Here is a 22,528-nt window from a genome sequence, read left to right on the forward strand (position 1 = left end):
GTCCAGGCGGGCGGACGGACGGGGGACGGGCGGATGGCTCTGCTCGGTCGGCCATGGCCGTACCGACCGGGCAGAACCTGTCGCGGAACTCCTGCGTTTGTCGCCGGCCCCCTGCAGATTTGTCCGCGAACGGTAACCGAGGCATCCCACCGGGCCGTTCGTATGTCTAGATGGGCGCAGGGCAACGGCGGAGACGACAAAGGGGCGGGCGGACATGGCGAAGCACAGGGGACGGGGATGGCACAGCCGGCTTCTCGCGGCGGCGCTCGGTGTGACGGCGATGGCCGCGGCCACCTCGGTCTGGACCGCGCAGGCCGACACCGCCGGAGGGCGGCAGCCGGAAGCATCTGTCTCGACGCCGGACGCCCGGCACCAGGACCAGAACGTGTCCAAGGTGGCGGAGGAGATCGCCCACGCCTCGGACCGCGGCCCCCGGGGCGTCAACATCACCATCGACGACGGACCGGACCCGACCTGGACGCCCCAGGTACTGCAACTGCTGAAGGACAACGGCGTAAAGGCCACGTTCTGCATGGTGGGCACGCAGGCCCAGGCGTACCCGGACCTGGTCAAGGCGGTCGTGGCGGGCGGGCACCGGCTGTGCAACCACACGGTCTCGCACGACACCTCCATGGACAAGAAGTCCGAGGCCTACCAGTCCCAGCAGATCCTGGACGCCGAACGCATGATCACCAAGGCCTCCGGCGGCGTCCGCCCGCAGTACTACCGGGCCCCGGGCGGCGCCTTCACCCCGTACAGCCGGCACCTCGCCGCGTCCCGGGGGATGCGGCCGCTGGGCTGGAACGTCGACACCAAGGACTTCGAGCGCCCCGGCGCGGACGTCATGGTCGCCACCGTCAAGCGCGAGATCTCCGACGGCCCGACCGTCCTCTTCCACGACGCGGGCGGAGACCGCTCCCAGACCCTGGCCGCTCTGCGCGAGATCCTTCCCTGGCTGAGGCAGCAGGGCTACTCCTTCGGCCTGCCCGTACGGTAGAAGCCCCGCCACGGCAACGGATCAGCAGCACCGGCGGAACCGCCCGTCACCGAACCGCACCGCGTTCATTCATAGGACGCCCGCCATCTCCAGCAGGCGGCTCATGTCGTGGAAGCCGTGGACGCAGGCGTCGAGGACGGCGGGATAGCGTCCCGTGGTCTCGGCGAAGCGCAGGAGGAAGTACGGGTCGACCGTGTCGGGGGCCTGGGTGTGGGCCTCCACGATCACGCCGGTCCCGAGGTTCTCGAAGCGGCAGTGCTCGCCGTGCGGAGCAGCCCACCAGACGTTCTCGTCGAGCGTGCCCAGCTCGGAACTCCGGGTGAGGGTCTGTGCCAGGCCGCGGAAGTCGGCGACGAGGGTTTCCAGCTCGGGCCGGGTGCGTCGGGCCTCGTGCGCATCGACCAGTCGCAGCGCCGTGCAGGTCGTGGGTCCGGAGACGAACACCCGGATGTTCTGCCCGGCGAGCTGCCGGTTGAGCCTTTCCGCGGTGGCGGACGCCTCGCCCTCGGGCACCTCGAATCCGGCTCCACGGCCACGAGTGACCGCGCGGCGTACTGTCTCGGGGGACGGTTCCTCGGGCACGCGTGGATTCTAGTGGCGAACCGGCGTTCCGAGCTCGGGAAAGCAGCCCGCGCAAGGAGTTGTCTCAGGGGGACAGAGTGGCCTTGGACGTGTGGAGTTCGGTTCTTTCGCTCACGGGTGTCGCGCTCGGTGGCGGGCTGACGGCCCTGTCCCAGCGCGTCACCCAGCGTTCCGCGGAGCGGGTCGAGGAACGGCGGCTGAGGGCGGCTACCGGCGAGGCGCGCCGGGCCGAACAGCTGCAAGCGATCAAGGAGTTCATCGCATGCGCCCAGGAGGCCGAACGAGCGGCCTACAGACGCCCTGATCCATGGGGCGACGAAGACGACGGCTGGAGTGAATCCGCCGGCAACACCATGACCACGCTCTGGGTCGCCGAACGACACCTCGTGCTGCTCTGCGATCCGGCCCTGCACTCCGCCGTCCACGCGTATGCTCGCGCGCTCAACCAGGCGGTATGGCGCGAGATCGGCGACACCGAGGTCAACGAGCACCTGGAGGAGCACAAGACCGCCTTCATGACCGCGGCCCGCGCCGGCCTGTCCTCCATCGATGCCGGGACGGGCGGCTGACGCGGGTGGGGCCCTTCGGGGCCCGTGGTTCACAGCCGTCGCCCCGGCGCCGGTGATTCCGGCCGCAGGCTCTACGCGTCGACCGCGTCGTCGACGGTGGCCGGCTCGGCAGAGTCGACGTCCTTCATGAAGCCCAGCATCCGGGCGTTGACGATGTCGGGGTGGTCGATCTGCGGCCCGTGGCCGGTGGCGGCGATGATCTCGGCGCGGGCGCCGGGGATCAGGCGCGGCACCCGCTCCAACTGCCGCTGCGGGTGCACCAGGAGGCTGTGCCTGCCCATGATGAGGTAGAGCGGGGTGCGGATGGAGCGCAGCGCGTCCTCGGCCAGCGGCAGAGGCGCGGGACGGCGAATCCGAAAGGCCCGGGCACCTGTCCGGACCCACTTCCGCAACTCGGGAACGGCGAGGACCGGTTGCTCCAGCCAGGATGCGAGGCGCGGACGCAGCGCTTTGGGAGCGAAGCTGGCGAAGAGGCTCACGAAGATCCAGGCGAAGAAGCGCAGGCCCACCTTCTCCAGGCCGCCCGGGTCGAGGGCGGTGACGGAGGCGAGCCGCCCGGGCCGTCGGTGCGCCTGGTTGAGCACCAGCCAGCCGCCGTAGGACGAGCCGACGAGGTGGACCCGGTCGAGGCCGAGCGCGTCGAGGGCCTCGTCCATCCACTGCGCGGCGCGCTCGGGCTGCCACATGGGCTCGCGGTGGACGCTGCGCCCGGCGTCGCCGGGGGTGTCGAGCGCGTAGACGGGCCGTTCGGCGCTGAGCGCGGGGGTGTTGGGGTACCACATCGCCGAGCAGTAGCCCGCGCCGTGGATCAGGACCACCGGAGTGCGGGACTCGGCGGCCGGGTCGGTGGGGCCGTACCGGTACACGTGCGTGGTGCCGAAGCTCGTCTCCACGTCCGTCTCGGAGCGGGCGGGCGCGCCCATCGCGTAGAGCGCGTCGCAGGCGGCGAAGTACCGGTCGCGCAAGGTGTCGTTGACGTAGCGGCCGACGTCGCGGCGTGCACGGGTCGGGTTGTCGGGCACGGTGGCACCTCCTGGCAGATCCATTCTTCGTAATACGACCGTACCATGATGTTGGTACGGCGGTACCATGAAAGGGTCCGCCGATCCCTCACCGGTGGGCGGGGGGTCACGGCTGCGGGCGAGACCTGGCGCACGGCACGGTGTGAGGAGATTCGCGGGTGCTGATGTGTCGCCGAAATCGGAAAGCCCGCCCGAACCCGGCTCCGACACGTGTTGTCACTCCATGTGTGCGGCCCGGGTTTTATCGTTGCGTGAACACAGGAAACCTTGAATACGCCCTGCGGATGTGTGCCTCGGAAGCGCATCCCGAATGCGCGTCAAAAAAGCACCCCGGCTGTGCGGCCTGCTCGTTTCGTCCCCGTCCCGCGCGGCGCTCGCGTCGGAAACTCGACCGGCTGAACCTCGGCGGTCGGGATGCCTTTACTGAAAGCGGTCAAGAAATGGGGTGACGCCTCCCAGGGGTCGTCGCATTTCTCCATCGATGCCGCGATTCCTTGCCGATGCAAGGGAGTTGATCGCCGCACGTCCGTAGGGAATTTCCCACAGGGTCGGCCGGTTGCACCGTTGATGCGAAGGTCTGCGCAATGGGAAGTGGTTGATCATTTTCGTGGTAGAGTCTTAATGAATTCACAGGACGCCGCGATTAAAAGGGGAATGGCGTGAATACCGAGAAGGTTACGGCTCGACGTCTTACGGCCGAAGAGATTTCAGGCTTGGGACCCCAGGACGCCATCTTCGTCTCGGCAGGGACGGGCGACCTTCCTCTCGACTGCTACGCCCCGGCTTTCCTCACGGAGCCGGGCAAGAATTTCGAGGGGGGATCCTTCGCTGCGAGGACGGTTTTCGGTGAGGAGGTTCACGTTCTCCCGGACAATTCCGAAGAGAGCGGGATCTGGGTCGCCGACAAGGCGGGGGAGGAGATCGAGGTCCTCCGGAGCGCCGGCGTCCTCCTGAACCTCGCCCTCTTCGTGCCCAGCGGGAACATGGAGTCCCTGGAGTCGCTCTACTCCGCCGCGCGGGACGCGTTCGGTGCGGGAGTCGTGCAGCGCTGGAGCGAGGAAGTCGTCGAGGTACCGGACGTCAAGGTCGACCTGTACGAGGAGCCGGCCCGGGCGCGGAAGAACGCGAACAGCCAGAACCGCGACCGCCGTGCACTGGACATCTACCCGACCCGAGTGCGGTTCCTGGAGCCCAGCGAGGGCTGGAAGTTCATCGTCGAGCCGCACAAGGAGATCGTCGACGACACGCCGACGATCTGACCTGACGGCAGCCGGGAAGCCGCGTCGGCTTCCCGGCCGGGCGTTGTGCGTGGGCGGGCGTCGTGGCCCGCGGCGACGGCGTCCGGGCGGTCGCGGCTGACCGCAGAGTTCCGGGCGGCGAAGAAGCCCCGGGCCACTGGCCCGGGGCTTCTTCATGTCACGGCACCGGCCCCCTCTGCTCCGGGAGTGACGGGAGTGGCGGGTGCACCGGGAGGGCCGGGGGTGTGCCGGGCAGGCCAGGAGCGCCGGGCGGGTCAGGAGTGCGGGGAGTACGGGGAGTACGGGGTGTGCCGGGCGGGCGAGGAGTGCGGGGCACGCGTCGTGTGCCGGGCGCTGGGGCGCCTCATGCTCCCGGATGGTTCAGGGTGCGCATGAACTGCTCGGCGAGCTGTTCGGTGTCGATGCCGTCCGCACCGCGCCCGGACAGGATGTGGAAGAAGGGCGGGCCGATCAGGAGCGCGGTCGCCTGTTCGAGCGAGAGACCGGTGCCGCTCGACCTCCGCGCCGCCTCCACGACCTCCGCGGCGCTCTCCCCGAGGATGTCGCGGGAGGTGAGCAGCGCGGCGACGTCCGCGTCGTGCTGCGCCTCCCCCATGAGGGCACGGTAGGCCGCGCCCGCGTGGGAGCGCGACAAGAAGGTGACGAGGGCGTCGAGATACGCCTTGAGGTCCTCGCGGGGGTCGTCACCGATGGACACGGACAGTTCGTGCCGGGCGTCGAGGGCGCTGGCCTCATAGAGGACTTCCGCCTTGTTCGACCACCAGCGGTACACGGTCTGACGGCCCACGCCCGCCCGCTCGGCGATGCCCTTCATGGTCAGGGCCGCGTACCCGACCTCCACCAGGAGGTCGTCGACGGCGTGCAGCACGGCGGAGCGTGCGCTTTCGCTGCGGGGCCGTCCGCGGCCACTTCCATCCACCATGCCGCCACTCTATACGAGGCACTGTGTCTCGTATGTGCTACCTTTACGGTGCACGGTGACTCGTAAGTGGGTGTCCGGCCTTTCCCCACCCGGTTCCGGGAGGGTCCGTCGGACGGTGTCCGGCCGTGCTCCGTGTACTTCGACCCCCAGAAGGAATCGAGAGCGATGGCTCCCATACCCGAGGGCGCCCCGCGCCCGGTGCAGCGGTCCGGCTCCGTGCTCGCCTGCGTGAGTGTGTGCACCGCCCTGGTCGTCGGCTTCGTCGCGTCGATCAACCTGGCGGTGCCCCAACTGGCCGCGAGCTCACTGCGACCGACCTCGTCGAACCTGCTGTGGATCGTCGACGCCTACGTCGTGATCTTCGCCTGCCTGGTCATCCCCGCCGGCGCGGTCGGCGACAAGCTCGGCCGCAAGGGCGTCCTCATGGCGGGGCTCGGCATATTCGCGTTCGGCGCCGTCGTGTCGGCCATCGCCCCGAACGTGGCGATCATGCTGATCGGGCGCGCCATCACGGGCCTGGGCGCCGCGTGCGTCCTGCCCAACTGCGTCGGCATCCTGCTGCACGCCACTGCTCCCGGGCGGCGCTCGCACGCACTGGCCGTCTGGGCGGCGGCCACCGGCATCGGCGGCGTCGTCGGCAACGTCGGAGGCGGCGCCGTGCTCGGCGCGGGCTCCTGGCGCGCGCTGTTCGCGGCGGTCGCCCTCATCGCGGCATGCTGCTCGGTGTGGGTGGCACGGTCCGCTCCGCGCAGTGCCCGGCTCGACCGCACCCTCGACCTGCCCGGCACACTGTTGTTCGTCGCGGCCTTCGTGGCACTGCTGATCGGAATCATCGAAGGGCCCGAACAGGGCTGGGGCAGCACGGTCGTGCTCGGCGCCTTCGCCTGCAGCCTTCTGCTGAGCCTGTGTTGGGTACGTGTCGAGCTGCGCGTCCCCCATCCCATGCTCGACCCGAGGCTGTTCCGCAGCGCGGTGCTCAGCAGCGCCGGTCTCGGCATGACCATCACGTTCTTCGGAAGCTTCGGACTCTTCTACGTCAACGCCTCACTCCTGCAATACGGGCGTGGTTTCTCCGTCCTGGAAGCAGGGCTCGGGGTCATCCCGCTGACCGTCCCGCTCCTGGTGGGCACCCGCTACGTTCCCGGGCTCATCCGCGGCATCGGCATCCCCGCCACACTCTCCGCGGCCTTCGCGCTCACCGGCGCCGGCCTGCTCGGCCTCTCGTACGCCTCGACCATGGCCTACCCCGTATACGCGGCCGGTCTGTTCGTCATCGGGCTCGGCATCATGCTGGCCGCGCCCTGTCTGACCGCTCAGATCGCTTCGGCCCTGCCCGTGGAGCGGGCGGGCATCGCCGGAGGCCTGCAGTCCGCGACCCGCGAACTGGGCAGCGCGCTCGGGGTGGCTGTGGTCGGCACCATCCTCACAGCCGGGTTCACCCACCACCTGCCTGCCGACCTGGGCCGGCACACGCCGCTCCCGCGTACGGTGCAGGAGGCACTCACACTGTCCCCGGCCGACCACACCGCCATCACCGAAGCGTTCATCCGCGGCGCCGACACCGCGCTGCGCGCCGCGGCCCTCGTCGTGCTCCTGGCCGGAGCCCTGGTCGTCGCCGGCGCCCGCCGCGCCCACCGGACCGCCCCGTGACAGCGCAGGGCCTCACGCCGTACCGGGCCTCGAACGTGGTTGACGGGAAAGGCCACAGAGGTGCGGGAGTGCGGGACGCCTTCAGTTCAATGCCCGGGCGAGAGGGCGGGCCGGAACGGACAGACCTGACCGTACGGACCCGCTCGGCCACCCACCTCGACCGAGGAACGCAGGGGCGTCGGCCGCCGACGACGCCGATCACCGAGGTCTTGCCGACGGCTGTTGCGGCCAGCCGCCTTCGACGGCCGGGCCACTGCCCGCAGGAATGTTCGCGGCTATCAGCGCAGCGGCCTCGTGGGCGCCGAGGCGGGATCCGAGCACACGCGACGGAATGTGCGGCGACCACAGCGAGCGGAGGAGAACCACGTTCCACAGCCCGTCTCCGCTCGGCACCGCACGTGGAACCTCTTCGTAGAAGGGATCAGCCGTACTGCTGAGGAGGCTGAATTCCCCGTGCGACGGGAACGGGAAGAACACCCGCAGGGCCGGCTGCGCGTACAGGGCCTCGGCCAGCTCGGCGTCGCCCAGCCTGATCACCGGCGAGCGTTCCAGGGTCAGCCGCCATGCGGTCGAGACCACCCTCCCCGGCGGTGCCGCTTCCAGCGGGGTCGCCGCCAGCAACGTCCACTCGCGCCGCAGTCGGCCGAGCGACGCGCCCTCGCGCCAGGCGTGCAGGACGGCGCCGACCACCGCGAGGTCATCGGTACTGCCGAAGGCGCCCCAGGGCCATCCGGAGTCCGTGGAGATCTCGATGCGGAACTCGCGTTCGTCCGTGTTGGTCGCGTACACGGTGAACTGCGCCTCGCCACGTGCACAGCGCGCGGCGACCGCGGGCCCGTACCCGTCGACGGGACCCAGCGGTTCGGCACAGTGCCCACGCCGGACCGCCTCGCGAGCCAGCGCTTCTGCCAGGCCGCCCGGCACCGCCGACTCCGGATAGAGCGCGGTCGGCACTTCGCTTGAGTGCTCGGGCATGTTCACACCTCCGACAGCGACAACGAGGCCGGGCGGGCCGATCGCGCCGAACCGTGAACGGGCGCGTTCTCATGTAACGGGAGACGGGAGACGGGAGACGGGAGACGGGAGACGGGAGACGGGAGACGGGAGACGGGAGACGGGAGTCGCCGCCGGACGCGGCGCGGGGGCGGGGCGCCGACCGGGCACCCCACCCCGTGCGGCGTCCGGTCGGCACCGCATCCCATGCGGCGTCCGGTCGGCACCGCACCCCGTGCGTCAGGCGTGGGAGCCGGCCCTGCGACGGCGTACGAGGAACACCGCGCCGCCGCCGATCGCCACGGCCGCGCCGCTCGCGAGGGCAAGCTGCGGCAACGCGGAGGACGAGCCCGTGGCGGCGAGGCTGCCGCTCACCGGACGGGACGCGCTGCTCTGCGCCTTGACGTCCGAGGTGTTCGGCTTGGTGGTGCCGGGCTTGGCGTCGTCGACCTTGCCGGGCTTGCTGCCCGCGGCGGCGATCAGGAACTCGTAGCCCTTGAGGTCCGGGTTCCCGCCGCAGGTGCCGTTGTCGTTGAAGTAGTCACCGGCGACGAAGGTGATGCCGTTGCCCGCGGGGGCCGATGCGTCGACCTTGAGGCGCATCTTGATGTCGGCGTGGGCACCGGCCTTCAGCGGGCTGATGGCGTCCATGTAGTGCTTGTTGTCGACGGTCTTCCACTTCGAGGACGAGGCGGAGGACCACTGCAGATGCACCAGGTCGTCGGTGCTCTTGAGCCCGCTCCGGTCGGTCGCGTGGACGTAGGCGAACGGAAGCACCTCGTCCATCGTCTTCTCGGTGCCGTTGGTCACCCGAAGGTTGAAGTCGACCTTCGTACCGGCGACGACGGTGGACGGCAGACCCGTGACGACCGTGGTGAGCCTGGCCTCGGGGACACAGTCCTCACCGTCCTCGCCGCCCTCCTCCGCCTCCTCCTTCGCCTTGGCCAGCGCCTCGTCGGCGGCGGTCTTGTCGGCGAGGGCCTCCTTGGTGGCCTTCTGCGCCTGGCCCAGCTTCCGGAACGCGGCGACCTGCTCGTCGTCCCGCGCGTCCAAGGCCTCCACGGCCGCGGCATCGGCGGCGTCCTTGGCCTCCTTGGCGGTCTCGGCGTCGGCCTTCGCCTCGGTGAGCTTGGTCGCGGCGGCGGCCTTCTCCTCCTCGGTGGCCGTCTCCGGCAGTGCGTCGACCGCGGCCTGGGCGTCAGTGACCGCCTGGTCGGCGGTCACCTTCGCGGCAGCGGCCTCCGCCGCCGCGGTCTGCGCGGCCTTCGCGGCCACGGCCAGAGGATGAGTGTCGGACAGGATGGCTTCCAGCGCCGCCTTGGCGGCACTCTCGGCCTCTACGGCGTCGTCGTACACCACCTTCGCGGCCGCGGCGGCCTTCTCCAACTCCGCGATGGACGGCTTGTCCTGAGTCTTGTCGTGCGACTTGTCCTGCGTCTGTGCTGCCGGCTTGTCGTCGGCGAACGCGGGGGTGACCGACAGCAGGAGAGCAGGCATGGTCACTGCGGCGGCAACAGCTGTGGCAAGTACCGGGCGAATCTTCACAAGGGCCCTTCGGTGTCCGAAAAAGAAGAAGGGGTCGCTGCGGGAGGGGGCACGCAGATGCGACTTGAGGGGATCGTATGGCCGGACCAACCGTCCACCACCACGAGTTCTTCACCTGTTCCGGCTCATACCACAACAGCGCGACCGACAGAAAAGACGAAAGGGTGCAGTTGTGTTCGCCGCCCACACTTTCGCTGTGATCAATGCCACAGGCCCTCGGGTGCGGTGTTCCGCGCGGACGCCCAACCGCCGCACGGCAAAACCTGCCATGCGGCGGTAGGGAAGAAACCGGCGAACGCCGCCTTCCCGACCCGGGCGCGGGAATTACCCCGGGCTTCGGCCGGACGATGACCTCCGAACCGGAGTGATCGCCGTTTGCGGCCGTCCTCTCAAGGCTGCGGCGAAGCCCCTGGCGACCGCTGTCCACCGAGGCCACGGGCACGTTGGGGCACGGCCGCGCGGTGATGAGTCCTGGGCGGATCAGCGCAGTCCGGCGAAGAGATCGTTCTCCGGCACGGCCGCTCCGGTGGCGTCCTTGACACGTACGAAAGTCTCCACGCCCATCAACTTGCCGAACCTCTCCTTGCCCATCTTGAGGAAGAAGATGTTCTCGCCCTGGCTGGCGTGCGCGGCCAGCGCATCGAACTTCTGGCCGCTGAATGCGGTGGTGTCCACCCACGTGGTGATCTCGTCGTCGGGGAGGCCGATCTCGGCTATCGCGGCGGTCTCGGCAGGATCCGGCTCCGGCATGCCCTCCCGGAACTCCAGCATGGTCTCGGCGAACCGCTGCATCATCGAGCGGGGCATTGTCGTCCAGTACACCTTCGGTGTCAGGGCGGTCATTTCCAGCGCGGCCATCGTGATGCGGTGGGCCTGAATGTGGTCGGGGTGGCCGTAGAAGCCGTTCTCGTCGTAGGTGACGACCACATCGGGCCGGTAGCGCCGCATGAGTTCCGCCAGCCGGCCGGCGCCTTCCTCCACGGGGGTCTGCCAGAAGGATCCGGGGGCGTCGTTGCTGGGCCAGCCCACCATCCCGGAGTCGGCGTAGTCCAGCGTCTCCAGATCACTGATCTTCAGGACGTCGCAGCTCGCAACGAGTTCTTGACGGCGCATCCTGGCGACGGCCGCCGGATCGTGGCCGGGTTCGCCCGGCTTGACACCCCCGGGTCCGTCACCGCAGCCGCCGTCGGTACACGTCACGAGAACCGTCCGGATGCCCTCCGCCGCGTACCGCGCGAGGACCCCTCCGGTACTGGTGGCCTCGTCGTCGGGGTGGGCGTGCACTGCCATGAGCGTCAAGGGTCGGTCAGTCATGAAGAACAGTCCTCCTGCAGAGCTACGTCCTGATCCGAATACGCGGCGAACACACCGCGATACCGGGGCCCGGGCCCGGGCTGGGCGGACGACCTCGTGGTCTCCCTGCTCCCCGCCCGAACGGTGCCGGTCCCTCGGCTGATCCAACGGTGCCGACTGGACCGGCTGTTCCCGCCGTGACCGTTCCGCCTTCCGGACGTCGGCGTTCCAAAGAGCCCACGGTACGACTGAAGACGGGCGCCGTGCGATCGAACAGCTGCCGGCCCGCCTGTGCGGTGGCGTGATCACGGGCAGGGATCACGCCGGCCACTTCCTCAGCGGCACCCCGAGTGGCCGGCCGGGAGCTGAGCGGGACCGGCCGGGAGCTGAGCGGGACCGGCCGCGCCCGGTACGGCAACAGGGCCCGGACCGCGCGTCGCGGTCCGGACCCTGTCCAATGCGGTGCCGCGACCCTGCGGCGGCGGTGCGTCAGCTCTGCGCGGTGTCGTCGCCCGCCTGCCCTGCTCCTGCCTTCTCACGCATCTTGCGCACCAGCTCGGCCTTCCGGTCAGCGGCACCCTTGCGGTCGAGATTGCGGTGCGGACCATTGTTCTGCCGTTCGGCGCGGGACAGCCGCTTGCGCTGGCCGCCGCCCATGCCCACGGGGTTGTTGATGTTCTTGCTCACGGTCATGAGTTCTCCCGGAATGAAGTGAGGTGATCTACGGATTCATCGGTGGGGGACGGGCGCGGCGACATCGGGGACGTCAGCAGGGGCCCGTCACGCTCTCACTCGTAAATCGGTGTCTGGAAGAACATGACAAAGACGTTACCCGGTTCCGTCGCCCCCGCACGCCAAACCCGTCGTCACCCGTCGTCACCCGTCGTCGGCCGATGTCGGCCGTCGTCACCCGGTGTCGGCCGTCGTCGCCCGGCCGGCGCCCGCGCATACGTCCAAACCCCGCATGAGCGTGAGCGAGCCCCGGACCGACTCGGTCCGGGGCTCGCTCACGCTCGTGCGGCCGGACCCGGGGGATCCCGGTTCCGCCGGTGCAGCGGGAAGGGTCAGGCCGGGTTGATGTTCTCCGCCTGGGGGCCCTTCTGGCCCTGCGTGACGTCGAACGTCACGACCTGACCCTCCTGGAGCTCACGGAAGCCCGAGGAGTTGATCGCCGAGTAGTGGGCGAAGACGTCCGGGCCGCCACCGTCCTGAGCGATGAAGCCGAAGCCCTTCTCCGCGTTGAACCACTTCACGGTTCCCTTAGCCATGTCTCATGCCTTCCAGTCGATTAACGCCTTCCGCTGCATGCGGAAGGCGGAGGTGATCGCCCTGGTTCCTGCGGCACAGCACAGCAGAACGCCCACACCGAAGGAGTGGGCAGAGGGAACTTCCGAACCACGACAACTCACCGGGACGGTACACGCCCGCACACTCCGTCACCAGAGGAATCGCCTGCATCTGTGCGCGGTGCCCGCCGGTCGCCCTGGTTTCCGGCGGGCGCGCACCGCCTCAGCTCTCGGTCGGCGGCTCTGCCGATTCGGCGGCGCGACGGTACTCGGCGTTGATGCGCTGCGCCTCTTCCAGCTGGTCTTCCAGGACGACGATGCGGCAGGCGGCCTCGATGGACGTGCCCTGGTCGACCAGTTCGCGGGCGCGGGCGGCGATGCGCAGTTGGTAGCGGGAGTAGCGGCGGTGGCCACCCTCCGAGCGCAGGGGAGTGATCAGGCGGGCTTCGCCGATGGCGCGGAGGAAACCCTGGGTGGTGCCGAGCATCTCGGCGGCCCGGCCCATCGTGTAGGCGGGGTAGTCGTCGTCGTCAAGTCGGCCGTACGAGTCGTCTGCTGTCACTTGCACCTCTCTTGTGGAACGCATGGAGGGGCCCTGGTGCCGTACGGCACCAGGGCCCCGAAGGAACTACTACACCACCTGCCGGCCTTGATACCGCACCGGCATTCTGTGTCCGCAGACCCGACCTGGCTGCTGTCGGGAGTGCGGGGATCGCGGTTGCTTGACCGGAGACCACCTCACTATCGATGTCCTGCGGTACCCGGGCTCAATGCTCCGGCCCGGGCGATCCTGATGGCGCGGGCTCCTCCGTTCTTCCCTCGGCGATCAACTGCCCACCATGGGGCACTGCGTACTGCTGGTACTGCGTACTGCTCAGCGGCCTGCGACAGCGCCGCTCTCCGGCAGCCGGCCCCGTTGCCCTTCCTGCGTCTGCTCCGGCTTGGAACCCCACTGCCGAACTTCCCGGTGCGCGCGTCCGCAGCCGACGCCTTCACCGAGGTACCGCTCGGTCACTTCACTGCTGGGTACTGCGAACTGCACTCACGGGTACCGCAACTTCCATGACAGCGGTCCCGCTTCGGCGGCCCCTCACTGCGGGCCACCCGGTCCGGCCGTCAGTCCCGTCGCCGTCCTGCAACAACCCAGGCTTCGAAACTCCACCGCCGTACCGTCCTGCGACTACATGCACTGCCGGCAGTCCGTCTCTGCCAGGCCCTACTGTCTCTCTGGGGTACGAGAGAAACCATAGTCACGCCACCACTCAATGTCTACTCCGGCCAACAGAGATTTTCGCGTGTCTGGTGGGGAGGTAATTGACCTTGCCGGAGGCTCCGGCCGACCCGTGGTCAACCGGCTCGCCGGAGCGACCGCGGTCATCCGCCTGGTCCCTGAGGGGACGACAGCGACTGTCCGACTTGCCCGGCAGCAAGATCGGCACAACGACCGGTCGGGGGGACGGGACGACTCGTGAATAGGATCGGCTCCCATGTCGAAGCCTGACGAGCTGCTCGTAGACGTCGCCACGCTTGTGGAGTCCGGGCACAGCAATCAGATGTCCCTGACCGTGGTCACCGGTGGTGCTGTCATCACCGGCCGGCTGGCGCCCGAAGCCGTGTGGAGGCAACGGGTGTCGGAGGTCCTGACGGACTCGTCCCGGCTGGGCGAGTTCTCCGCCATGTTCACCGCTACGACGCAGGGGGAGGGGCCGCCCGCGTATCTGCACTTCCATATGGCGCGGATCCTTCAGGGCACGGTGGGGATCCCGGAGACGGGTGGGATGTACCGCGTCTCGATCGCGGATGTCAGCGCCTGGACCATGGGCGACTTCAGCTACTCCGATCACTGACGTCGCGCCGCGCGGACAAACCCGCAGGCAAACGGGAGGGCCCGACCGGCATGTGCCGGTCGGGCCCTCCTGGCTGTTCGGTTGTCGGCTCGCGCTCCCCCAGCCGAACGGTCAGGCAGTCAGACGGCCCATCGGGACGCCGAGCATCTCGGAGGCGTGCTGGAGCGGGCTGAGGGCGCGGGTGGGGGCGGCGGCCCGGGGGAGGCTGCTGCAGGTGAAGCCGAGCCTGGTCATGGCCCGGAGGACTTCGCCGGCGCTGAAGTCGCGGCGGTCCTGGCGGGTGATGACCTCGCCGACCTGCTTGGCAGGGTAGGCGCGCCGGCCGATGGTCACGGACTCGCCGACGACCTCCTCGGGCTTGATGCCCTTCATGGAGTCCAGGACGCCGTTCCTGGTGAGTTCGAACGGGAAGCGGGCGATAACACAGCGCACGATGCCTCACAGGGATCACAGAGAGGGAAAGGAGATTGTTCCGCCGTGGTGAGACGGTCGTGGTGAGACGGTTCAGGGGGCCGGGGCGAGGGCGCCCGACGCGCTGTCCTGCTCGTCCACGGCGGACGGGGCAGCGGGCCTGCGGTGGTGCGTGGCGTACTCGGCCGTCATGGTGGCGGGCGGGGTGTGCGGCCCGCGGTCGCCGAGGACGTCGCGCAGCCGCAGCCGGTCCGTGTAGGCGGGGCCGTCGCGGACGGTGGTGAGCCGGGCCCGGGTGACCAGTCCGGTGCACAGGCCGTCGTTGTCGCAGACCCGCAGGTGTCCGGTCCTGGCACTGGCCATGACGGAAAGGGCGACCTCGACGGTCATGTCGTCGCAGACCTGTGGCCCGGCGGTGTTCATGGCGTCGAGCGCCGCCCGGGGCGCGGGGCCGACGTTCGCCGAGTGGGGCTGTGCCTGGACCGGGGTCACCATGTGCCTCCTGCGGAGATGGGTCAGTTTCTGGATCACGCGGTGCTCAGGCCGCCGCGTCGAAGGCGGACTGCCGCCCGCTCACGCGCCGGGCAGCCGCGGCGGGGCCGCGTCGACCGCGGGAGCCCGTGCCGCGCTTGCGCCGCTCGGGTGCCGGCTCGGTGATCGTCACGGGGATGCCGGAGGGGGTCCGGGCGCCGGTGATCCGGCGGAGCGCTTCCTCGCCGGAGCGGACCTGGGTGGCCTGCGGCACGATGCCGGCGGCCGCCATGAGGCGCGTCATGTCACGGCGCTGGTTGTTGGTGACCAGGGTGACGACCTTGCCGGACTCGCCGGCCCGCGCGGTACGGCCGCCGCGGTGGAGGTAGTCCTTGTGGTCGGTCGGCGGGTCCACGTTCACTACGAGGTCGAGGTGGTCGACGTGAATGCCGCGCGCCGCGACGTTCGTCGCGACCAGGACGGTGACGTGGCCCGCCTTGAACCGGGCGAGGGTGCGGGTGCGCTGCGGCTGCGACTTACCGCCGTGCAGAGCGGCGGCCCGGACACCGCTGGCGAGGAGGTCCTGGGTGAGGCGGTCCACGGCGTGCTTGGTGTCCAGGAACATGATCACCCGGCCGTCGCGCGCCGCGATCTCCGTCGTCAGCCGGTGCTTGTCGGCAGCGTGTACGTGCAGGACATGATGTTCCATCGTGGTGACCGCACCCTGGGAGGGGTCCACGGAGTGGACGACGGGGTCGGTGAGGTAGCGACGGACCAGGAGATCGACGTTACGGTCCAGGGTCGCGGAGAACAGCATGCGCTGGCCCTCGGGGCGGACCTGGTCCAGGAGCGCGGTGACCTGGGGCATGAAGCCCATGTCGGCCATCTGGTCGGCCTCGTCCAGGACGGTGATGGCGACCTGGTTCAGCCGGCAGTCGCCGCGGTCGATGAGGTCCTTGAGGCGCCCGGGGGTGGCGACGACGACTTCGGTGCCGCCCCGCAGGGCATTCGCCTGACGGCCGATCGGCATGCCGCCGACGACGGTGGCCAGGCGCAGCTTCACGGCTCGGGCGTAAGGGGTGAGGGCATCGGTGACCTGCTGAGCGAGTTCCCGGGTGGGAACCAGGACCAGGGCCAGCGGCTGACGGGGCTCGGCGCGTTGCCCGGCGGTACGGGCCAGCAGGGCCAGGCCGAAGGCGAGAGTCTTGCCGGAGCCGGTCCGGCCGCGGCCCAGGACGTCACGGCCCGCCAGAGAGTTCGGCAGCGTCGCACCCTGGATCGGGAACGGCATGCTGACGCCCTGTGCGGTGAGCGCGGTCAGCAGACTCCTCGGCATGTCGAGATCGCTGAACACGTCGACTGCGGGCAGCGCCGGAGTGATCGTCTCGGGCAGGGCGAACTCCCCCTGCATCGCGGCAGGCCGCCTGCCACCCGAACGGCTCGGACCTGCCGAACGGCTCGGGGCGGACGAACCGGAGCGACTGCCCCGCATCGAACCAGCAGGTGAGTCGTACCCGTGGCCGCCATTACGGCGGGCCCGGGAGGAACGGCTGTTCGTGCGTGTGGGGTTCATACAGAACCTTCCTCGATACGGCGCGTATCAAGGAATTCCGCAGCGTAAGTGCAGCGCGAGGAATCACAGGCACGGACCGAATGAAATGCGAACGTGGCCCACGGGAAATCCGTCTCGACGTGCGCAAACTAATAAATGGCGTGCGAAAAAGAATCCGGCGCAACGCCGGACGCAACGCCGGACGCAACGCCGGGCGAGGCTCCGAGGTGCCTGCGTGCCTCAATACATTTCCCGCAGGCGAACCGCTGCAGAAATACGTGCAGCTGGGGCCCGCACCCCAAGGGATGCGGGCCCCAGCTACCAAATGCGCGCCGGCGTCAGGCGGAAACGATGTTCTCGGCCGTCGGACCCTTCTGGCCCTGCGCGATGTCGAAGCTGACCTTCTGGCCTTCCTGCAGTTCGCGGAAGCCCTGGGCGGCGATGTTCGAGAAGTGGGCGAACACGTCGGCGCCGCCACCGTCCTGCTCGATGAAGCCGAAACCCTTTTCCGCGTTGAACCACTTCACGGTGCCAGTAGCCATGTCATATCTCCTTTGGGCAGTACACCGGAGTCCGTACTGTACGGAAACCGTGTCGCCGCGATGATGCCCGCCCGGAAAATGACCGGAAATACAAAGCGCTTCCCTGCGGCATGGGCCGACGGGAGGCGCTTGAAGTTTTTTTGGGTACCAAAACTGCAACCGATTCCGACAGTAGCACGCCATGGGGGCCTGCGTGCGTCAAATATTTTCCAGTGCGTGCCGCGGCAAAAACTCTCCCGGTGAGGACCGTTAAATTCTGAGGTCGCCGGCACAGGTATTCATTGACCTCAAGCGCAGCGTTTTTCGAAAGCAAGGGGCCGGCCTGCTGCGACGTCTCAGCCCATCTGAACCCGTGCCTGCGGGCCGGGGCGACGGGAAGCCCCCAGACAGCTCGCAGGACACCCTCTGAGATCTTCGCGCGGGCCTCGGGCGCGCTCCTCGTCGCTGAAGTCGCTCCATGCTCTTCTTCGTGCCGGCGAATGTCGTCGCCCAGAAGCTGATGCCGGATCTGGCGGGCCACGGCTTCCGCCACATAGCTGGAGACGTTGTCCGCGAGCTGGCGGAACTCCGCCACCTGATCGCTGGGGAGCGTGACGGTGATGCGGGTCGTTGAGGACATGCGGGGGTGTCGCTGTGCGGTGCTCCGGCTGTTCGCGGGGGGCAAGCGCCGGTTTCCTGATGGGTAGGCGAAAAGGCCTTGGTAGCTACCCCGAAGTCACGACTCCGGCCACCTGGGGCAGGGAGAAACTCCGGCCGCCTGGGGCAGGGGAGAAAGGTGTACCGATCCCGAGCAGACGCGGCGCGACGGCCCTTGGCCAGGGGGCAGACGCCACCCTCTGACGGCTTGAATTTCAGCACCGACCTCGTGCTCACTCGACCGCCGGTAACCTCTCGGCAGCGTTCAGTGTCGAGGAGGGGGCGGGTCGTGACTGAGCAAGCATTCGGGATCGACAAGATTCAGCTGGTCAAACTGCTGCGGAGGGTGGCCGAGGGCGAAGCGCAGCTACCGGAGTTCCAGCGCGGCTGGGTGTGGCCGGACCACAACATCATCGGCCTGCTCGCCTCGATCTCTCGTGGATACCCGGTCGGCACCCTCATGTTGCTGCAGACCGGTGGTGACGTCCGTTTCAAGTGTCGCCCGGTCGAGGGCGCCGCCCCGCCCGAGGGCACCGAACCGGACACCCTGATTCTCGACGGCCAGCAGCGGATGACCTCGCTCTTCCAGTCGCTCATGCTCGGCAAGCCGGTCGAGACACAGAACCAGCGTAAGCAGCGGATCACCGGCTGGTTCTACGTCGACATGGTCAAGGCTCTCGACCCTCAGGCGGACCGTGAAGAGGCCATCCGCCTTCTGCCGGCGGACCGGGTGGTCCGCAGCTTCCGTGGCGATCTCATCGAGGACTACTCGACCCCGGAGAAGGAATACGCGGCCCGCCTCTTCCCACTCTCCCAGCTCTTTTCCAACCGCGATTGGAGCTACGGTTACGAGGACTACTGGAAGGATCAGGGGCAGGACGGCCGCAAGTGGTGGCGAGACTTCGAGGAGACATTCGTCCGCCCCTTCGAGCTCTACCAGGTGCCGGTGATCGAACTAGGGAAGCAGACCGAGAGGCAGGCTGTCTGCCAGGTCTTCGAAAAGGTCAACACCGGCGGCGTCACCCTCACAGTCTTCGAGTTGCTCACCGCCACATATGCCGCCGAAGAGTTCGACCTGCGCGACCACTGGAACAATGTGGTCCGGGCCGCGTGGAAGGCGCCGGAGTACCGCGTACTCAAAGAGGTCGCCAACACCGACTTCCTGCAGGCCGTCACCCTGATGGCAACGGCTGCCCGGCGCGCCGATGCCGCTACCGTCGGGATTGACGAAGAGCGTCTGCCGCGAATCGGCTGCAAGCGCAAGGAAATGCTGGAACTGGGTCTGGACGAGTACCGCCGCTACGCACCACTGGTCGTCCAGGGCTTCAAGGACGCCGCCAAGTTCCTCCGCCAGCAGTACCTCTTCGACACCAGGTTCCTCCCCTACGGCACCCAGCTGATCCCTCTCGCCGCGATCCTCAGCACGCTCGGCGCACAGGCCGAACCGGCCGGAGCGCAGCAGAAGCTGGCCCGTTGGTACTGGTGCGGTGTGTTCGGCGAGCTGTACGGCGGCTCGACGGAGACCAGGTTCAGCCACGACCTCCCCGAAACCGTGGGCTGGGTGCGCGGCACCGGGGCCGAACCTCGCACCATCCGCGACGCCCGGTTCAGTGAGAGCCGCCTGCTGACATTGCGCACCCGCAACAGTGCCGCCTACAAGGGGATCTACGCACTTCTGATGAAGGAAGGCGCCGTCGACTGGCGGACTGGTGAGAAGACCGAGAACACCGAGTACTTCGCGGAAGCCGTGGACATCCACCACATCTTCCCGCAGGCGTGGTGCGAGCGGGAAAACATCGCCCGGGGCACTTACAACTCAATCGTCAACAAGACCCCGCTGACCGGACGCACCAACCGCATCATCGGCGGGACAGCGCCCTCTGCCTATCTCCCCAGGCTCGCGAAGAACGCCGAGGTGGACGCGGACACAGTGGCCAACCACATTCGTACCCATCTGGTCGACCCCGCGCTGCTCGCCAAGGATGACTTTGCGGGCTTCTTCGAAGCCCGGCAGCAGGCCCTGGTCGAGGCGATCGAGACGGCCACTGGCAAGGCGGTCGTCACTGAAGACGGATATCCCGAAACCGGTGTGGTGGACGAGGGCGACGAAGACTGATGTCCGCCGGGTGCCGTGGCGGCCCCCTTCCCGAGCCTTGTCGACCACTCGCTGATCGGGCTCCTTGCCGGCAGTCGCAGCCGACGCACGGACGGAGCCGGCCACGGGCAGGAGGGCGATGAGACCGGAGTCCGGTAGGCGCGTGGCCGTGCTGCCGGAGTTCCCGCGGAGGACCTGCAGTGGCACATGAGCCAGTACGTCGAGAAGTGGCCGGACGGCCCGCTGTTCGTCGGGGAGAGTGGCAATCCGTTCCGACGGCCCGCCTTCGGGCGAAGGTGCGCAAGGTGCGGACCACGCTCGGCCTGCCGGAGAACTTCCGTTTCTACGACCTCCGGCACCCCGGCCAAACCCTCTCGACCCGTTCGGGCGCCACACTCAAGGACACGATGGTGTGTGCCGACGGGCAAGGCGGCCCGGATCCATCAGCACTTCGACCACGACCGGCAGAGGGAGGTGGCGGGCGGACTGGACCGGATGGTACGAGCGGCCCGCGAGTGGGCGCGAGCCGGGGCCAGGTGGTGCAAGGCGCTGAGAGTCGAGACAACGACGAGCCCCAAGGCCGATGGCTCTGGGGGCTCGCGGAAGAGTGGGTGACGAGAGAATCGAACTCGCGCTCCGAGCTTGGGAATCACCCGGCACTTGAGCCCGCGCGTGGTCTCTGACCTGCATGGATGGTTCCATCTCGCCTTGACCCGGCTGCCTCGTCCGCTCCCTTGCTGACCGCTGTTGACCACCTCTGCCGGCACGTTGTGGCACGGGGGCGAGCGGGTTCGCCCGGAGTGCGAGCCCTCCCGAGGGTCCCTGACAGCCCTCGGGAGGGAGCTTGGTGGGGCTTCCGCCGGGTCAGTTCCAGAAGCCGGTGTGGATTTCGCGGGCCTCGGGGAGGTCGATCGGGCCGACGACGGGGAGGTCGCGCTGGCCGGCCTTGAAGACCTCGCGGCAGGGGAGCGCCATGGTGGGGTTCTCCTCGTTGGCGCCGGTCATGGCGAGGAGTTCGTCCTCGCCGAGGGCGTAGACGACGCGGCCGATGTTGCCCCAGTAGATGGCGCCGGAGCACATCGCGCACGGCTCGGTGCTGGTGTAGAGGGTGCAGGTGCGCAGGAAGTCGGCGTCGTACTTCTCCGTGGAGAGGCGGACGAGGTTCGTCTCGGCGTGACCGGTGGCGTTGCGCTCCGTCGTGACCGTGTTCTCGGCCTCCAGCAGGATCTCGCCGTCGGGGCCGGTGAGGACGGCGCCGAAGGGGTGGTTGCCCGCGGCACGCGAACGCCGGGCGACCTCCACGGAGGCGCGGAGACGGGCGAGGTCGGTGTCGGTCGCGGTCGTCATGGTGGGGACGGCGGTCATGCGTGGATCTCCTTGGGTGTGTCGTCGGTGGGAGTGGCGGCTCGGGTCCGGCTGTTCCGGGTGAGCGCGCAGTGGATGAGCCCGGCCGTAAGGAAGGCGACGGCCGCGGCGCAGGCGCCGAGCGCGGGGTGGCTCTCGGCGATCGGGCCGACGAAGACGCCGGGCTGGCTCATGAAGGGGACCGCGGCGAGCAGTCCGAGAAGCCAGGAGGCGAATCCGGGTCCGAAGTTGCGGGGCGCGTCCTCGTCGTGGGAGGGGACGAGGAAGCGCTGGACGAGCATCACGGCGAGCCAGGGGGCGATCCAGTTGCCGAGGATGATGAGGAAGTTCTCGAACGACTTCCAGTAGTCGCCCTGGCCGGCGAACCAGCCGACGGCGCTGCCGAGTCCGCCGACCACGAGGACCGCCTGCCAGCGCGCCATCCTCACGCCGGCGATGAGCCAGGCCAGCGCGCCGGAGTAGCAGTCCAGGCAGCTGGAGGTGATGGTCGAGACGCCCAGGGCGAGCATGGTGACGGTGGCGAGCGCGCCGGGCAGGACCTGGCCGACGAGGTCGGTGGGGGTGCCGATGAAGGCGATCGTGCCGATGGCGGCGCCCAGGCTCGCGATCCACACCGAGCCGAGCCAGGTGCCGGTGAAGGCGTACAGGAAGAGCTTGCGGGGCGGGGTGTCGACGGGCATGTAGCGGGTGTAGTCGGCGGCGTACGAGGAGAAGCTCAGCGCCCGCGCCGCCTGGATCGCCACCACCAGGGCGAACGCCCCGACGAACCCGAGCGGGCCGGCCTTGGCGGCGTCGAAGCCGGAGCCGAGGTCGCTCTCCGTGTACCCGTAGAGGGAGACGCCGATGAAGAGCAGGGGCAGGACGAGGGCCATCGCCTTCTGCACCAGGTGGATGAAGCCGTAGCCGACGAGCGCGATGGCGACCTGGGCGACCGTGACGATCGCGAAGGCCGGGCCGAACCCCGTGCCGATCAGGGTCTGGACGGCGAAGGCCCCGAGGATCGAGTTGACCGCGAACCACGCGCACGCCTTGAAGAACACCAGCACGGCGGGGATCGCGGCGCCGCGCCGACCGAGGGGCAACCGGGTCTGCACGAGCAGACCGACGCCCTTGGGCGGGCCGAACGTGGAGGTGATGCCGATGGCCGCCGCACCCACGGCGCTGCCGCACACGATCGCCAGCAATGCCTGCGCCCAGCCCAGACCGAAGGCGGCGGTGGCGAGCATGCCGCTGGTGAGGCTGGAGAACTGGACGTTGGAGCTGAACCAGAGCGTGAACGACGAACCCGGTCCGCCTTCGCGGTCGTTTGCGGGTATCGGTTCGATGCCCGAGGTCTCCACCGCGGTGGCGGAGCGCACAGCGGCGGAGAGCCGCTGTGCGAGTGGACCTTGTCGAGTCATGTCGTGCCCCCTTCCATGATTCGTAGGAAGTCAGGGATGCCGGAGTGCTGCAGCAACGGCAGTACACACCCCCTGGACAGCGGCCAGACAC

21 protein-coding genes and 1 pseudogene are annotated in these 22,528 nt (G+C 68.9%); 6 read left to right on the forward strand and 16 right to left on the reverse strand.

All coding sequences use genetic code 11. From position 1 onward, the window contains the following. The first annotated feature begins 214 nt into the window (after window positions 1-214). The gene (locus ACGF8B_RS02480) at window positions 215-997 is read left to right on the forward strand and encodes a polysaccharide deacetylase family protein (RefSeq protein WP_392734025.1); all 783 of its coding nucleotides are present in this window, start codon (window positions 215-217) and stop codon (window positions 995-997) included. 69 nt (window positions 998-1,066) lie between these two features. Here the strand turns inward: ACGF8B_RS02480 and ACGF8B_RS02485 are convergent, their stop codons facing one another. Next, window positions 1,067-1,579, reverse strand: a complete 513-nt coding sequence (locus ACGF8B_RS02485; protein ID WP_392734027.1) for a hypothetical protein — start codon at window positions 1,577-1,579, stop codon at window positions 1,067-1,069. Window positions 1,580-1,656: 77 nt separating this feature from the next. Here ACGF8B_RS02485 and ACGF8B_RS02490 point away from each other — a divergent pair, with 77 nt between their 5' ends. Beyond that, window positions 1,657-2,148, forward strand: a complete 492-nt coding sequence (locus ACGF8B_RS02490; RefSeq protein ID WP_392734029.1) for a hypothetical protein — start codon at window positions 1,657-1,659, stop codon at window positions 2,146-2,148. A gap of 71 nt (window positions 2,149-2,219) precedes the next feature. Here the strand turns inward: ACGF8B_RS02490 and ACGF8B_RS02495 are convergent, their stop codons facing one another. Beyond that, window positions 2,220-3,194, reverse strand: coding sequence for an alpha/beta fold hydrolase (locus tag ACGF8B_RS02495; protein ID WP_392734030.1), 975 nt, complete (start codon window positions 3,192-3,194; stop codon window positions 2,220-2,222). Window positions 3,195-3,829: 635 nt separating this feature from the next. On the opposite strand from ACGF8B_RS02495, the gene ACGF8B_RS02500 reads away from it, so the two are divergent. Next, complete coding sequence (locus tag ACGF8B_RS02500) at window positions 3,830-4,429, forward strand: hypothetical protein (protein ID WP_392734032.1); 600 nt, start codon at window positions 3,830-3,832, stop codon at window positions 4,427-4,429. Between the two features lie 343 nt (window positions 4,430-4,772). Here ACGF8B_RS02500 and ACGF8B_RS02505 read toward each other — a convergent pair whose 3' ends face one another. Then, window positions 4,773-5,351 (reverse strand): TetR/AcrR family transcriptional regulator, encoded by a 579-nt coding sequence (locus ACGF8B_RS02505; RefSeq protein ID WP_392734034.1) that lies wholly within the window; start codon window positions 5,349-5,351, stop codon window positions 4,773-4,775. A 165-nt stretch (window positions 5,352-5,516) separates the two neighbouring features. Here ACGF8B_RS02505 and ACGF8B_RS02510 point away from each other — a divergent pair, with 165 nt between their 5' ends. Continuing rightward, window positions 5,517-7,001, forward strand: a complete 1,485-nt coding sequence (locus ACGF8B_RS02510; RefSeq protein ID WP_392734036.1) for an MFS transporter — start codon at window positions 5,517-5,519, stop codon at window positions 6,999-7,001. 198 nt (window positions 7,002-7,199) lie between these two features. Here ACGF8B_RS02510 and ACGF8B_RS02515 read toward each other — a convergent pair whose 3' ends face one another. The 6 genes from ACGF8B_RS02515 to ACGF8B_RS02540 form a co-directional block, all read right to left on the reverse strand. After that, entirely contained in the window at window positions 7,200-7,976 is a 777-nt protein-coding gene (locus ACGF8B_RS02515) for a DUF6193 family natural product biosynthesis protein (protein ID WP_392734037.1), read from the reverse strand. A 258-nt stretch (window positions 7,977-8,234) separates the two neighbouring features. Further along, a complete protein-coding gene (locus ACGF8B_RS02520; protein ID WP_392734039.1) occupies window positions 8,235-9,539 on the reverse strand; it encodes an LAETG motif-containing sortase-dependent surface protein in 1,305 nt (434 codons plus the stop codon). Window positions 9,540-10,019: 480 nt separating this feature from the next. Beyond that, window positions 10,020-10,853, reverse strand: a complete 834-nt coding sequence (locus tag ACGF8B_RS02525) for a PIG-L family deacetylase (protein WP_392734041.1) — start codon at window positions 10,851-10,853, stop codon at window positions 10,020-10,022. Window positions 10,854-11,321: 468 nt separating this feature from the next. After that, entirely contained in the window at window positions 11,322-11,525 is a 204-nt protein-coding gene (locus ACGF8B_RS02530; protein WP_392734043.1) for a DUF6243 family protein, read from the reverse strand. Between the two features lie 371 nt (window positions 11,526-11,896). Continuing rightward, window positions 11,897-12,100, reverse strand: a complete 204-nt coding sequence (locus ACGF8B_RS02535; RefSeq protein WP_384752535.1) for a cold-shock protein — start codon at window positions 12,098-12,100, stop codon at window positions 11,897-11,899. A gap of 241 nt (window positions 12,101-12,341) precedes the next feature. Beyond that, entirely contained in the window at window positions 12,342-12,680 is a 339-nt protein-coding gene (locus ACGF8B_RS02540) for a MerR family transcriptional regulator (RefSeq protein ID WP_392734045.1), read from the reverse strand. Between the two features lie 925 nt (window positions 12,681-13,605). Here ACGF8B_RS02540 and ACGF8B_RS02545 point away from each other — a divergent pair. Next, window positions 13,606-13,965, forward strand: coding sequence for a hypothetical protein (locus tag ACGF8B_RS02545; RefSeq protein ID WP_392734047.1), 360 nt, complete (start codon window positions 13,606-13,608; stop codon window positions 13,963-13,965). A 111-nt stretch (window positions 13,966-14,076) separates the two neighbouring features. Here ACGF8B_RS02545 and ACGF8B_RS02550 read toward each other — a convergent pair whose 3' ends face one another. The 5 genes and pseudogenes from ACGF8B_RS02550 to ACGF8B_RS02570 form a co-directional block, all read right to left on the reverse strand. Then, the gene (locus ACGF8B_RS02550) at window positions 14,077-14,397 is read right to left on the reverse strand and encodes an SCO5918 family protein (protein WP_392734049.1); all 321 of its coding nucleotides are present in this window, start codon (window positions 14,395-14,397) and stop codon (window positions 14,077-14,079) included. Between the two features lie 72 nt (window positions 14,398-14,469). Then, the gene (locus ACGF8B_RS02555) at window positions 14,470-14,868 is read right to left on the reverse strand and encodes a hypothetical protein (protein WP_392734458.1); all 399 of its coding nucleotides are present in this window, start codon (window positions 14,866-14,868) and stop codon (window positions 14,470-14,472) included. A gap of 46 nt (window positions 14,869-14,914) precedes the next feature. Next, the gene (locus ACGF8B_RS02560) at window positions 14,915-16,420 is read right to left on the reverse strand and encodes a DEAD/DEAH box helicase (protein WP_392734050.1); all 1,506 of its coding nucleotides are present in this window, start codon (window positions 16,418-16,420) and stop codon (window positions 14,915-14,917) included. A gap of 317 nt (window positions 16,421-16,737) precedes the next feature. Then, entirely contained in the window at window positions 16,738-16,941 is a 204-nt protein-coding gene (locus tag ACGF8B_RS02565) for a cold-shock protein (RefSeq protein WP_072489439.1), read from the reverse strand. A gap of 409 nt (window positions 16,942-17,350) precedes the next feature. Then, window positions 17,351-17,560 (reverse strand): annotated as a pseudogene (locus tag ACGF8B_RS02570) (hypothetical protein); the annotation flags it as partial. Between the two features lie 306 nt (window positions 17,561-17,866). On the opposite strand from ACGF8B_RS02570, the gene ACGF8B_RS02575 reads away from it, so the two are divergent. Next, window positions 17,867-19,693: a DUF262 domain-containing protein gene (locus ACGF8B_RS02575; RefSeq protein WP_392734052.1), complete on the forward strand. Its 1,827-nt coding sequence runs from the start codon at window positions 17,867-17,869 to the stop codon at window positions 19,691-19,693. A gap of 843 nt (window positions 19,694-20,536) precedes the next feature. On the opposite strand, the gene ACGF8B_RS02580 is transcribed toward ACGF8B_RS02575, so the two are convergent. Both ACGF8B_RS02580 and ACGF8B_RS02585 read right to left on the reverse strand, forming a co-directional pair. Next, complete coding sequence (locus ACGF8B_RS02580) at window positions 20,537-21,037, reverse strand: nucleoside deaminase (protein ID WP_392734054.1); 501 nt, start codon at window positions 21,035-21,037, stop codon at window positions 20,537-20,539. Beyond that, window positions 21,034-22,437 carry a purine-cytosine permease family protein gene (locus tag ACGF8B_RS02585; RefSeq protein WP_392734055.1) on the reverse strand — a complete coding sequence of 468 codons (1,404 nt, stop codon included), beginning with the start codon at window positions 22,435-22,437 and terminating at the stop codon, window positions 21,034-21,036. The genes ACGF8B_RS02580 and ACGF8B_RS02585 overlap by 4 nt, the downstream gene beginning before the upstream one ends. Between the last annotated feature and the right edge of the window lie 91 nt (window positions 22,438-22,528).

The sequence above is a fragment of the Streptomyces sp. NPDC047917 genome, assembly GCF_043204345.1.
Lineage (GTDB): Bacteria > Actinomycetota > Actinomycetes > Streptomycetales > Streptomycetaceae > Streptomyces > Streptomyces sanglieri.

Excerpts from the sequence above, each read along its gene's own strand:
- ACGF8B_RS02480 (WP_392734025.1), top strand. The coding sequence starts at position 215 with ATGGCGAAGCACAGGGGACGGGGATGGCACAGCCGGCTTCTCGCGGCG.
- ACGF8B_RS02495 (WP_392734030.1), bottom strand. The coding sequence starts at position 3,194 with ATGGATCTGCCAGGAGGTGCCACCGTGCCCGACAACCCGACCCGTGCA.
- ACGF8B_RS02505 (WP_392734034.1), bottom strand. The coding sequence starts at position 5,351 with ATGGTGGATGGAAGTGGCCGCGGACGGCCCCGCAGCGAAAGCGCACGC.
- ACGF8B_RS02510 (WP_392734036.1), top strand. The coding sequence starts at position 5,517 with ATGGCTCCCATACCCGAGGGCGCCCCGCGCCCGGTGCAGCGGTCCGGC.
- ACGF8B_RS02515 (WP_392734037.1), bottom strand. The coding sequence starts at position 7,976 with ATGCCCGAGCACTCAAGCGAAGTGCCGACCGCGCTCTATCCGGAGTCG.
- ACGF8B_RS02525 (WP_392734041.1), bottom strand. The coding sequence starts at position 10,853 with ATGACTGACCGACCCTTGACGCTCATGGCAGTGCACGCCCACCCCGAC.
- ACGF8B_RS02530 (WP_392734043.1), bottom strand. The coding sequence starts at position 11,525 with ATGACCGTGAGCAAGAACATCAACAACCCCGTGGGCATGGGCGGCGGC.
- ACGF8B_RS02535 (WP_384752535.1), bottom strand. The coding sequence starts at position 12,100 with ATGGCTAAGGGAACCGTGAAGTGGTTCAACGCGGAGAAGGGCTTCGGC.
- ACGF8B_RS02545 (WP_392734047.1), top strand. The coding sequence starts at position 13,606 with ATGTCGAAGCCTGACGAGCTGCTCGTAGACGTCGCCACGCTTGTGGAG.
- ACGF8B_RS02560 (WP_392734050.1), bottom strand. The coding sequence starts at position 16,420 with ATGAACCCCACACGCACGAACAGCCGTTCCTCCCGGGCCCGCCGTAAT.
- ACGF8B_RS02565 (WP_072489439.1), bottom strand. The coding sequence starts at position 16,941 with ATGGCTACTGGCACCGTGAAGTGGTTCAACGCGGAAAAGGGTTTCGGC.
- ACGF8B_RS02580 (WP_392734054.1), bottom strand. The coding sequence starts at position 21,037 with ATGACCGCCGTCCCCACCATGACGACCGCGACCGACACCGACCTCGCC.
- ACGF8B_RS02585 (WP_392734055.1), bottom strand. The coding sequence starts at position 22,437 with ATGACTCGACAAGGTCCACTCGCACAGCGGCTCTCCGCCGCTGTGCGC.